The following is an 11,793-nucleotide window of genomic DNA, read 5'->3' as shown; positions in this document are numbered from 1 at the left end:
GCCATCAAAATGACTATTTTTTCTTCTCTAACTCGATTTCTTCTACCGATTCTTCTGCTTCTAGGGTTTCACCGGTACCAATTCCATAGGCATCCCGAACGCGAGTCAAGACCTCTGCAATCATTTCTGGATGGGCTAGCATGTGATTTTTCACATTCTCACGTCCTTGCCCAATACGATCGCCTTTATATGAATACCAAGCACCGCTTTTATCAATAATATCCTTTTCAGCTGCCATGTCTAAGAGTTCCCCCACTTGGGAAATCCCTTCGCCATACATGATATCCACTTCAGCAATTTTAAATGGCGGCGCCACTTTATTTTTAACAATCTTAATTTTTGTTCGGTTACCAATAATATCCGTCCCTGATTTTAATTGTTCTGCACGGCGTACTTCTAAACGAATCGTCGCATAGAATTTCAACGCGCGACCACCAGGAGTAATCTCAGGGTTACCAAACATCACGCCTACTTTTTCGCGAATTTGGTTGATGAACAAAGCAATGGTTTTCGTTTTGTTAATCGTTCCTGAAAGTTTTCTTAAGGCTTGCGACATAAGACGAGCTTGTAAGCCGACATGGGCGTCCCCCATTTCTCCATCAATCTCTGCTCGTGGTACTAAGGCTGCAACCGAGTCGATAACTAAAATGTCCACGGCACCACTAGAAACAAGTGCGTCAGCAATTTCTAGCCCTTGCTCTCCTGTATCTGGCTGTGATAACAGTAACTCATCAATATTCACGCCTAACTTTTCGGCATATTGTGGATCAAGAGCATGCTCGGCATCAATGAAAGCAGCAGTTCCGCCATTTTTTTGGACTTCAGCCACTGCATGAAGTGCAACCGTTGTCTTACCCGAGCTCTCAGGTCCGTAGACTTCCACAATCCGACCACGAGGATACCCGCCCACGCCTAAAGCAACGTCTAGTGCGAGCGAACCACTCGGTACCGTGGAAATGCGTTGGTCTGCTTTTTCCCCTAGTCTCATAATAGAGCCTTTCCCAAAGTTTTTTTCTATTTTTTTAAGTGCAGCATCTAAGGCTGCTTTACGATCGTCTGCCACGTAATGAATCCTCCTTATGTCCGTCCGGTGAAGTGACGAACGGTTCCTTTAATCTCTGATCAAAAGCTTTTATTTTCTACCTCCATCATAGCTGTTTTACTTTTAAAAAGCAAGAAAAACCGAACAAACATTCGCATCATTTCTTTAAATTTTGATAAAGGAGCCCAAAACCCGCCATAACGGCATGATAACGAATCGCTTCTCGATGATTTGCAAAGTGATAAGACTGACTTTGAACCCCCGCGCCCTTCGTTGCTAGAGCAATCCAAACCGTTCCGACTTCTTGACCTTCGAGCCTCTCTGGTCCAGCAACACCAGTAAAGGCCAGACTATAATCCGTCTGCGCCAGTTTTAAGCTTTGACGTGCCATCGCTTCCACACATTCTTGGCTGACGGTGCCATACGTTTCAAGTAAAGAAGAATCAATTTGTAAAAAATCACGTTTTGTTTGCAGCGAGTAGGTGACAAAACCACCAGGAAAAACGGCGGATACACCAGGAATTTTACCTAATTGACTTTGAAATTGACCAGCTGTTAAACTCTCGGCAGCAGTCAATGTCTTCCCTTGGGCTTTTAACTGCTCCACAACCACGGTTGCCAAATCGTTTTCTTCCCCATAGCCATAAAAGAAAGCGCCCACTCGTTCTTGGATGGTTTCTTCTAGTTGATCGAGTAGTTCCTGACTTTTTCTTTCGTCACTTGCTTTCGCGCTTAAACGTAAAGTAACCTCGCTTGGTTTTGCGTAAGGGGCAATCGTTGGATTGGTTTGTTCTTCAATCAAATCGGCAAGTTCGGTAACTAAACGGGACTCGCCAATCCCATAAAAACGCAATACGCGTGAGTAAAGCCGTTCTTTCGGCGGAAAGAGCGCTTGTAGGAGGGGGCGCGCCACTTGTTGAAACATGGGCGCCAATTCTTTCGGCGGTCCAGGTAACAATAAATAATGTACTTGCGTCCTTGGATCCGTATAAAAAATACCAACGGCTAAACCGGTTGGATTTTGTAAGGTCTGTCCTTGCTGAAAAGTTTGTACTTGTAATAAATTATTTTCGGTCATGGGTGTGGGGCGTTTTGAAAAAAAATACTGTAACTTTTGATACCCAGCTTCATCTTGAATTAGCGTAGCGCCGACATGAGCTGCTGTGACTTGCTTCGTTAAGTCATCCGGTGTTGGACCCAAGCCGCCACATAAAACAATTAAATCACTCCGCGTCTCTCCTTGTCGCAAGGCATCGGCTAGGCGTCCGCCGTTATCTCCGACGACACTTTGATGGTAAACATCAAACCCTAAATCAGCCAGCTCCCGAGCTAAAAATGCTGCATTTGTATTGACGATTTGACCAAGTAAAATTTCTGTTCCTACTGCAATAATTTCTGCCTTCATCCTGTTCGCTCCTCATCTTAAAGTACTACTTTTTCTGATTGTTTTTTTTAGAAAGCCAAAAACAGGAAAAATACGACGACGTACTTTTCCTGTTTCAATCATTTACATTGAACCTTTAAAAACAGCGGTGTTTTTTACAAAGTAGTCAACACCTGAATACACCGTAGCAATGAGACAGACATACAGCATGATTTGATCGACCGGTAAGCTGATCAACGAAAACGGTACGTTCTGCAAAAACAACAAAATAATGGCTAACATCTGGGTTGCTGTTTTCACTTTTCCAGGCCAAGCCGCAGCCATCACTTCACCGTCTTCGACTAGCAACAGTCGCAGACCCGTCACTGCTAGCTCACGACAAATAATAATCGCAACGAGCCATCCCGGTACTTTTCCAAGATCTACGAGTAAAACAAATGCTGTCATCACTAACATTTTATCTGCTAAAGGATCCGCGAACTTCCCAAAATTGGTGACGAGATTTTGCGCACGCGCAATGTAACCGTCCAACCAATCCGTCACGCTTGCAACCGCAAAAAGTAGCGCTGCAACTAAGTGTGTCACGGGCAGTTGGACATCAGCCATCGCCAAGGTTCCCCAGTCTAGGGGTAAAACTAAAATAAGTACAAAAATTGGAATCATTAAGATTCGCAAGAGCGTTAATTGATTTGGTAAATTCAATTTTCGTTCTCCTCTCTTTTTCTCACCATCAAAGGTATCATTCGTTTGTTGTTGCAGCAGCCAATTTTAAGGTGATATTCTTCTGTAAAAGAGGCATGTCTCCTTCTTTAAATGGCAGCAACTCTTCATTGAGCGTCAGGTCCACATTGGCACTCGCACCTAAAACAATTGCGACTTCTTCCGTTCCTTTTGGTAAAGCGATGCTTTGTTTGTCTCCAGGTTCTAAGGTTTGTTGCAATAAGTAAGCACCATTTACCATGACACCGACCCAACAACGGCCATCTAGTGCTGTAAAGTCCAGTTTTAATGGCTCTTTTGCTTCCGTCACTTCCACGATTGTATCTTGCGCATTTAAATGCGTCGTTTTCATGACCATTGGTTTTTCTTCTTGGCTTGAAGCACTCGTTGCTTCACTTGTGGAAGTCGTTGTCGCTGATGTTTCTTGACTTGTCGTACTTGGTTGCGTCTCTGATTTTTGATGCACGTCAATCGACGACGCCACATCAATCATCGGATTTTCTGGTTTATTTTGTAAGGTAAAATAACCAACGATGACCAAAATCATCGTTGCAATTAAGCCCATCAAAATGGTCGGTAAATAATCGAGCCAATTTTTCTTCTTTACAGTACTTGTCACACGACTTCCTTCGACACTCACAGGTTTTTCTCTTTTGGGTAATGGCGCACCAAAAGAAGACTCCCCATCATAAATGGCTACTAGACGATTGCCATCTACCCCAACAACCGTTGCATATTGACGAATAAAGGTTCGAACATAATAATCACCTGGTAATAAATCAAAAGAACCTTTTTCGATGGCTTCTAAATAACGTTTTTGAATTTTTGTTTTTTGTTGCAATTCATCTAGATTTATATTTTTGTTTAATCGAGCTTGTCGAAGGTAATCGCCAATTAATATTTCGTTGCCCACTCGTCTATCTTCTCCAGTCTATTACGTAAATTTAACTTTATTTAGAATACCATAAAACCCTCATTAATAAAGAGCTTTTCTTGAACCAACACAAAAATTTAATTTTCTTTTTTGAGCGGCTCTAAATCAAAACGACTAAATGCCTCTTCTTGGATGAATAAGCGACCTGCAGCGAAACAATCTTCTAAAGTCAGCGTTTGAATAAGGTGCGGCAAGTCAAATAACGTGTACTCATCAAATAAATCTTGCGTAAATTGATTGGCAATGTATTCCAAGGAATTCAACGATTGGAAATATTTACCCAACATTTTTTTCTTTAATAACGTAAAGTTGGCTTGCGAGACTTCAGAATCCTGTTCAAAATTCAAGAGAATCGCTTTGATTCGCTCAATAAAGCGGGTTGGATTCGTTGTATCAGTCGAAAAATCCGCAAAGTGGAAGCCACGGTCAAACACAAACTCGAAGCCAAAAGTATCATCAATCACGCCTTCTTGGTATAAAGTTAAGTAGTTTTGACTGGTGTTTCCTAAAAGCATCTGTAACAAGAATTGTATCCCTGTCCGAAAAACCAATTGTTCTTTTGGCGTTTTGGGTAAATTGCCTTGAAATCCTCGTAGACCTAACACTGCTTTTGGACGGGTCACAGGCATTTGGATTGCTGCGTAGGGGACAATTTCTGCGAGTGTTTCATGTGGAAATTCACGTTCAATCTCACGGATGGCTTCAAATTTTTTCGTTGCTTGATTGTCTTTGATCCAAGTCATCATTTGTTCTGGATCCATGTCACCTACGACAAATAAAGTCATATTACTCGGGTGGTAAAAAGTCTGGTAGCAATGATACAAATCGTCCGCTGTGATTTGATCGATACTTTCGACAGTCCCTGCAATATCAATATGTAAAGGATGTTTTGGATACAAGTTATTCAAAATACCAAAAAATTGACGCCAACTAGGATCATCTTGATACATTTGAATTTCTTGTCCAATAATCCCTTTTTCTTTTTCAACCGTCTCAGGGGTAAAATACGGCTCTTGAACAAAATCAAGTAACGTTAACAGATTTTCTTGAATTCGATCGGTAGCGGAAAACAAATAACTTGTCCGCGTAAAACTCGTAAAGGCATTCGCAGACGCACCTTGTTCACCAAACTTTTGAAAAATATCGCCCGCTTCTTTTTCGAATAGTTTGTGTTCTAAAAAATGCGCGATGCCATCAGGGACCGTACGCTTCGCCTCGCCTGCGTAACCAAAGGTCTGATCGATAGAGCCATAATTTGTACTAAATAAACCATATGTTTTATGGAAATCTTTTTTAGGCAGCAAGTAAACTTTTAAGCCATTCGGTAATACTTCTTCGTAAAGTGTTTCATTAATTTCTTCATATCTTTTTTTATTCATGTATTTGTTCCCCATCTAAAAAGAAGACGGCTTCTAAAATCACCTGTTGCGCAACAGCTTGCACTTCTTCTTTTGTCACTTTCATTATTTTCTCTAGAAAGGCCTCGCGACTTTGTTTCGTTTTTGGCAGCCAGTGAGCGAGGTATTTGGTTTCTATTAACGCTTGCGGTTGATCCAAAGATAATAAAAATTGGTTTTTTAACATCGCCTTGGTTTTTTCTAATTCCTCAGTACTGATTTCTCCTCGGCATAAAGCAACCAATTGTTCTTCAATTAATGTTTTGGTCGCTTGATAATTCTTCCCATCAATTCCCGTCTGTACGGTCAGCATGCCTCGAAACGTATCGACACTACTCGAAGCATAATAGGCCAGACTCGCCTTTTCTCGAACGTTCATAAACAATTTTGAATGAGGGAATCCACCAAACAAACCATTGAAAACCATCAACGGATAGCGCTTGTCATCATCATAATAAATATTGGTCGCATAGGCTAAATTTAATTTTGCCTGTAACACGTCTTCCAAACGCGTCTCTTCTTTTACAACATGGGTCAAGGGTTGATGATAAAAAATCGCTGGTTTCTGACGTTCGGTCGTAGCAAAAGGTAATTTCGCGATTTCTTGTTCAACAACTTCTTGACAAATATCACCAACCACAAAAAGATCAATTTGATCTTCCTCCATCATTTCTCGATACGCTTCCACTAAATCCTCGGATTTTAGTGTCCGTAAAGTCGAAACCTCGCCAAAACTTGGCGTCTGCTGTGCCGATCCTTCTTTAAAATAAAGTTCTTGTAACTTTAAAGAAGCCAAGGTTTGTTTGTCTTCTTCCATGCTTTCTAAGTAGGCAATCAAGTTATTCTTTTCTAGTTGGAAAGTTTCTTCATCAAATTTTCCATCCCGAATGTTTGGATAAAAAAGAATTTCTTTTAAAAATTGAATGCCTTCAGCAAAAACTTCCTCATGCTGGATGTATTTTCCATTGACAACAGTCATGGAAAGATTCACCTGGTGCAAAGCCCCTCGTTTTCCTACATTTAAGCCAAAACTAGCACCGTATAAATCAGCGAGCTTTCCACTTAAATCTGTCTGCGTTGGATAATTTAAACTATTCGTTTCAAGTAAACTCGTTAAAAGTGTGCGACTCGTTGCCTTTTTCTGCGTATGATTGGTCGAAAATCGGACAAAAAGACGAATCGTTTTAAATTTTTCGGTTGGAATCACGGTTAGTGAAATTCCCGGTTGAATTGCTATCGTCATGAACAAGACTCCTTTAATTTTAAATAAAATACTACTGCTTTGTATTATAACATAGGATAATTTGAAGCTGTCTGGTAAGATGTCATTCTGAAAACAAAGGTTTGATCGTTGCGATTCGAAAAAAAGAGCATTCAATCATCCTCTAAAAGGGTTGTCTTGCCGTCAGCCATTCCTTCGTTGACAGCTTGCTCCCCATGTTTTTTTCGCTCCGTTCATCGATTCAAGTGCTTTCTCTTTTGCTTTTTTTCATAACTCGTTATAATTAGGGTAGATTAGAATGGAAGGAGTGTTCAAATGAAAAAGTTTCGTCAAGAATTTAAAGAATTTATTGTAAAAGGCGATGCGTTAGATCTCGCCATCGGAGTAGTCATCGGTGGGGCATTTACTGCGATTGTTACCAATCTTGTTGATCATCTCATTACCCCCCTCATCGAATTGTTCATTTCACTGTTTATGAAAAAAGGTGAAAGCATGGACGATGCATTGCGAATTTTCAAAGTGCAAGTTAACGGTGTCACGTTTGATTTCAGCGCCATTATTAGTGCGATTATTACTTTCTTAATTACGGGATTTGTTTTATTCCTTGTCGTGAAGTCAATCAACCATGCGAAAAGTTTGACTCAAAAACCAGTCATTGAAGAAGAACCTGAACCAACTGCGGAAGATTACCTCAAAGAAATTCGTGATTTATTAAAAGAACAACCTAAATAAAAAAGCAAGAATGAAGGATGCCTCCTTCGTTCCTGCTTTTTATTTATCCTTAAATAACGTCTCCGACAAACTCAATTTCGACAGTTTTTGTTAACACGTCTGAGTAACTGTAAGAGACTCTTTCAAACGAGTTTTCTTCTGGATCTAAATCCACTACGAAAACCGAAGGATAAGTTTCTGTTAATATTCCACGTCTTTCGGTCTGACGCTTACGTCCCGTTTGGGCCACAAGCATAATCTGACTTCCGATTCGACCTTCTAAGTCTTGCTTAATCGTTGCTAAAGTTGTTGGCATTACCTTCACCTCACAGGTGTTATTGTAACACGTTTTCTAGAAAATTACAAGTTTATCACAAAATCTTTTCTATTACAATTAGAATTTCATGATATTTTTTTCATTTTATGTCTGATTATAAAAATAATTGGTCATTTTTCGACGTGAACGGTTGTAAGCACTCACCATTGAAGGGTCTTCCTCAAAAACAGCGCCCTCAATTTTTAACACGCCTAAATACAACGCTTTCATTTCTAGTGGGGAAAGTTGGCTTTGGCTTTCAAGCAATGTCTCCTCTAATAAGAGTTGTTGCAAAGGGTCTTCCGTATGACTGGTATAGCGACATAAATCTTCTAATCCTTCAGCAATTGTTTGTTCAAAAGAAACCGCACCAACATTACTTTTTCGCTTATAGGCGAACTCCCGACGAATTAAACTCCGAATCCGATTTTCAAAGGAACGCTTAAACAAGGCACCTAAGGAAACACCATAATTGATTTCATAGGCTTGAATGCAATCATAGAAAATAATAAAACCTTCTTGAAACCAGTCCTGTTCGTCTAGATCACGCAAGAAGTATTTTTTGCGTAAACTATAAATCAGTGGTCGATACTGACGATACAATTGTTCCAATGCACACTCATCGCCTTTTTTCGCGGCTAAAATTAAGGTTGTTTGCAAGATGAACGCCTCTTTTCGTTTGATTTTAAACAGAGGGTAACATGTTTCTTGTGTAATTTTTCTCATTTAGTCGGTCACTTTTTGGTTATGGTGGTATCGCGTATCATTGCTCTCGCCAAAAACACCCTCAAAATCGTACGGATACTTCGCGTACCCCACTGCCATTTTGAAGGTGTTTTTTTAAGGTTCTTTTTTTTGACTGAGTTCCGTTAATTTTTGACTGAGTTGCGCTAATTGCTCGGTATCCCAAGGCGAATTGCGGCGAAAATTCGTAAATTTCAACTCTTTTTGATGATTTTCAATATTTTTATCATTTTTTTCAAGTAGCTTGTGGAGCTCTCTGGCAGAAGTACGCAAGGCTCCTTGCGAAAAGATGACCCATTGCTCTGCTAAGTCACTGGTCGCAACTGTCACTTGTGTTAAGAGTGTATTGCGTTCTCCTGCCACTTTTTCAATATAGGTGTCTGCTGTGGTCCCTTCTTCTGTAAAAATGACTTCTAAATGGTGCTGACGATAGCTTTGTGTGACTCCTGGAACAAGTTGGGCATCAAAGACAACAATCACTTCAACGCCTTCGTATTTCGCATAACTCGATAAGCGCTTGAGTAGCAAATCCCTGGCATCTTCTAAACGATCTTGATTTTTTAAGCGAACTAATTCCGGCCAAAAGCCAATCATATTATAGCCATCGACAAGCAGCAGTTGTTTTTTCATTGTTCACCGAAGCCTCTTTGACGGAAAACTTCATACATTAATAGACTTGCCGCAACTGAAGCATTTAAGCTTTGTACGTGTCCAGTCATCGGGATCGTTAGCATTTCATCGACTTCTTTTTTCAAACCTTCACTCATGCCGCGTCCTTCATTTCCAATGATTAATGCCACCGCACCTTGCGTATTCCACTTATCGTAGGAAGTGCCTTGCATATCCGTCCCAAAGACCCAAAAACCTGCTTCTTTTAGCTCTGCAATGGCTTGGCTTAGATTTGTGACTCTTGCAACGGGTATGTGTTCAACAGCCCCTGTCGACGTTTTAACAACGACAGGCGTGATCCCCACTGAACGATGTTTCGGAATAATCACCCCATCAACCCCACTGGCATCTGCCGTTCGTAAAATCGAACCAAAATTATGAGGATCTTCTAGACCATCTAAAATAAGATAAAACGATTGTTCCGTTTTCTTTTCAAGCAATGTTTTTAAAGTCGCGTATTCATAAGGGGTAATTGCTAAGACGACGCCTTGATGGACGGCACTTTGTGTCATCGTGTCTAATTTTTGTTTTGGTACCCACTTGACGGGCACGGAAAAGGTTTGAGCCAAATCTTTGAGTTGTTCAATCTTCTCTCCACGAGCATCTTCTAAAAGAAACAACTTATTGCCACGTCCACCTTTTAACGCCTCAATCACGCCATGATGGCCAAAAACAAAATTTTCAGCGACTTCTTCTGCGGTAGATTCTCGTTGACGCTCCGATCGTTTTTCTTTTTTCTTAAAAGTCCCCTGCTTCTCAAATGACCGTGATTTTTTAGGAGTCAGCTGTTTTTTGCGATTATTCATCGTCTCTGGTCCCTTCTTTCTTTTCTTCTACTTGTTGGATGCACCATTGAACCAATGTCTGGACTCGGTCTTCTTGCTGCGTAAGGTGCAAGTACCCCATCACTGCTTCAAAACCCGTTGACATGCGGTAAGTTTTTATTTCCGTATTTTTGGCGCTCGTTTGACTTTTACTATTTCGTCCTCGGCGGTAAAAACTTTCTTCTTCTTCATTTAATATCTTTTCGTCTAACATTTTTTCAATGAGCATCGCTTGCGCTTTCGCCGAAACATAATATGTCGCTAAACGATGCAGTTGGCTTGGTCGCGTTTGACCGGTTGCGACTAAATGTTGACGAATATATGTCTCATAAACTGCATCTCCTACATAAGCTAGGGCTAGACCATTTAATTGGCGATAATCTCTCATTTTTCTCTTCTCCATCGGGTTCCTTGTGGGGTATCTTCTAACACAATCCCCTGTTCTTTAAATAAATCACGAATTTCATCACTGCGTGCAAAGTTCTTCTCTTTTCTGGCTTGATTGCGTTCAGCGATTAAGGCTTCAATTTCTGTATCGACGAGCGATTGTTGGAAATAGATCCCAAAAATACTAAGCAATTCTCGATAGTCTGCTAGCATCTGCTCTAAAACTGCTTTTGAAACTATTTTTTCTTGGCTGTAGACATTGATTTTTTTTGCCATTTCATAAATGACCGTGATACCATTTGCTGCGTTAAAATCATCATCCATTTCACGAATAAAAGCCGTAACGAGTGTTTGCCAATCTGCTAAACGTTCGGCATCCTCTGCTAAGGAAGCTTGCGCATCCTTTAAGCGAAAAGTGGCGTTCTCATCTGCAATCCGCAAACGTCCCAAATTGGTTTCCGCCTCTTGGAAAGTCGTCTCGCTAAAACGCAAGGGCCGGCGATAATGGGTTGAGGCTAAAAAGAAGCGTAGAACTTGCGGATCATGTGCTTGTACCATTTCATGAACGGTCACAAAGTTTCCCAACGATTTGCTCATTTTTTCATCGATTTCACCGATCGTGACAAAACCATTGTGCATCCAATAGTTTGCAAAGGTTTTTCCTGTTTTTGCTTCACTTTGTGCAATTTCATTTTCGTGATGTGGAAACTCCAAATCTTGTCCACCACCATGGATATCAATCGTATCACCAAAATGTTGATTGACCATCACAGAACATTCGATATGCCAGCCCGGGCGACCGGCGCCCCATGGAGAATCCCAAGTAATGCCACCATCGTTTGTCCCTTTCCATAAAGCAAAATCAAGGGGATCTTCTTTTACTTCTTGCTCTTGGCCTGTTCGCTGGCTCGCTCCAATCTCCAATTCATCAATCGATTGTGCGCTTAACTTCCCATAATCCTTAAATTTGCGAGTCCGGTAGTACACATCGCCAGCGACTGCATAAGCATAGCCTTTTTCGATTAAGACTTGAATAAATGCGATAATTTCAGGAATATGATCCATCACTCTCGGTTGTGCACATGCCGGTTTCACTTGCAAGGCAGCTGTATCTTCATTGAACGCCGCAATAAATTTTTCTGCTACCTCTGGGGCTGTTTTTCCTAACTCTTTGGCGACGCGAATAATTTTATCATCCACATCTGTAAAATTTGAAACATAGTCAACTTCATACCCACGATATTCTAAATAGCGACGAATCGTATCAAAGGCCACTGTGCTCCGGCCATTGCCAATATGAATATAATTATAAACGGTTGGCCCACAGACATACATCCGGACCTTTCCTGCTTCAATCGGATGAAATGCTTCTTTTTGACGACTAAAGGTATTGTAAATGCGTATCATCTTCGCCACTTCCTTTCTCTTTTTCCAAATAAAAAG

General features: G+C 40.8%; 13 protein-coding genes. 1 reads left to right on the top strand and 12 read right to left on the bottom strand.

Features of this window, described 5'->3' with window-relative positions; all coding sequences use genetic code 11:
• Window positions 1-13: 13 nt before the first annotated feature.
• From recA to yfmF, 6 genes are all read right to left on the bottom strand, one after another.
• Window positions 14-1,063 (bottom strand): recombinase RecA, encoded by a 1,050-nt coding sequence (recA, locus tag ACYSNO_RS09135; protein ID WP_461730772.1) that lies wholly within the window; start codon window positions 1,061-1,063, stop codon window positions 14-16.
• Between the two features lie 136 nt (window positions 1,064-1,199).
• A complete protein-coding gene (locus tag ACYSNO_RS09130) occupies window positions 1,200-2,447 on the bottom strand; it encodes a competence/damage-inducible protein A (RefSeq protein WP_461730771.1) in 1,248 nt (415 codons plus the stop codon).
• A 102-nt stretch (window positions 2,448-2,549) separates the two neighbouring features.
• Window positions 2,550-3,128: a CDP-diacylglycerol--glycerol-3-phosphate 3-phosphatidyltransferase gene (pgsA, locus tag ACYSNO_RS09125; RefSeq protein WP_461730770.1), complete on the bottom strand. Its 579-nt coding sequence runs from the start codon at window positions 3,126-3,128 to the stop codon at window positions 2,550-2,552.
• A 37-nt stretch (window positions 3,129-3,165) separates the two neighbouring features.
• Window positions 3,166-4,059: a helix-turn-helix domain-containing protein gene (locus ACYSNO_RS09120; protein ID WP_461730769.1), complete on the bottom strand. Its 894-nt coding sequence runs from the start codon at window positions 4,057-4,059 to the stop codon at window positions 3,166-3,168.
• Window positions 4,060-4,157: 98 nt separating this feature from the next.
• On the bottom strand, window positions 4,158-5,459 hold the full coding sequence (gene yfmH, locus ACYSNO_RS09115) for an EF-P 5-aminopentanol modification-associated protein YfmH (protein WP_461730768.1): 1,302 nt from the start codon (window positions 5,457-5,459) through the stop codon (window positions 4,158-4,160).
• Complete coding sequence (gene yfmF / locus ACYSNO_RS09110; RefSeq protein WP_461730767.1) at window positions 5,452-6,720, bottom strand: EF-P 5-aminopentanol modification-associated protein YfmF; 1,269 nt, start codon at window positions 6,718-6,720, stop codon at window positions 5,452-5,454. The genes yfmH and yfmF overlap by 8 nt, the downstream gene beginning before the upstream one ends.
• Before the next feature lie 294 nt (window positions 6,721-7,014).
• Here yfmF and mscL point away from each other — a divergent pair, with 294 nt between their 5' ends.
• On the top strand, window positions 7,015-7,431 hold the full coding sequence (gene mscL, locus ACYSNO_RS09105) for a large conductance mechanosensitive channel protein MscL (RefSeq protein ID WP_461730766.1): 417 nt from the start codon (window positions 7,015-7,017) through the stop codon (window positions 7,429-7,431).
• A gap of 49 nt (window positions 7,432-7,480) precedes the next feature.
• Here mscL and ACYSNO_RS09100 read toward each other — a convergent pair whose 3' ends face one another.
• The 6 genes from ACYSNO_RS09100 to cysS form a co-directional block, all read right to left on the bottom strand.
• A complete protein-coding gene (locus ACYSNO_RS09100) occupies window positions 7,481-7,726 on the bottom strand; it encodes a Veg family protein (RefSeq protein WP_461730765.1) in 246 nt (81 codons plus the stop codon).
• Window positions 7,727-7,831: 105 nt separating this feature from the next.
• Entirely contained in the window at window positions 7,832-8,452 is a 621-nt protein-coding gene (locus tag ACYSNO_RS09095) for a sigma-70 family RNA polymerase sigma factor (RefSeq protein WP_461730764.1), read from the bottom strand.
• Between the two features lie 114 nt (window positions 8,453-8,566).
• Complete coding sequence (locus ACYSNO_RS09090) at window positions 8,567-9,100, bottom strand: NYN domain-containing protein (protein ID WP_461730763.1); 534 nt, start codon at window positions 9,098-9,100, stop codon at window positions 8,567-8,569.
• Complete coding sequence (gene rlmB, locus ACYSNO_RS09085; protein WP_461730762.1) at window positions 9,097-9,945, bottom strand: 23S rRNA (guanosine(2251)-2'-O)-methyltransferase RlmB; 849 nt, start codon at window positions 9,943-9,945, stop codon at window positions 9,097-9,099. The genes ACYSNO_RS09090 and rlmB overlap by 4 nt, the downstream gene beginning before the upstream one ends.
• The gene (locus tag ACYSNO_RS09080) at window positions 9,938-10,351 is read right to left on the bottom strand and encodes a Mini-ribonuclease 3 (protein ID WP_461730761.1); all 414 of its coding nucleotides are present in this window, start codon (window positions 10,349-10,351) and stop codon (window positions 9,938-9,940) included. The genes rlmB and ACYSNO_RS09080 overlap by 8 nt, the downstream gene beginning before the upstream one ends.
• On the bottom strand, window positions 10,348-11,757 hold the full coding sequence (cysS, locus tag ACYSNO_RS09075; protein ID WP_461730760.1) for a cysteine--tRNA ligase: 1,410 nt from the start codon (window positions 11,755-11,757) through the stop codon (window positions 10,348-10,350). The genes ACYSNO_RS09080 and cysS overlap by 4 nt, the downstream gene beginning before the upstream one ends.
• Window positions 11,758-11,793: the final 36 nt, after the last annotated feature.

It is taken from the genome of Enterococcus sp. LJL98 (assembly GCF_054871745.1).
Note: the sequence above shows the minus strand (reverse complement) of the source record. Positions and strands in the feature narration are given on the sequence as shown.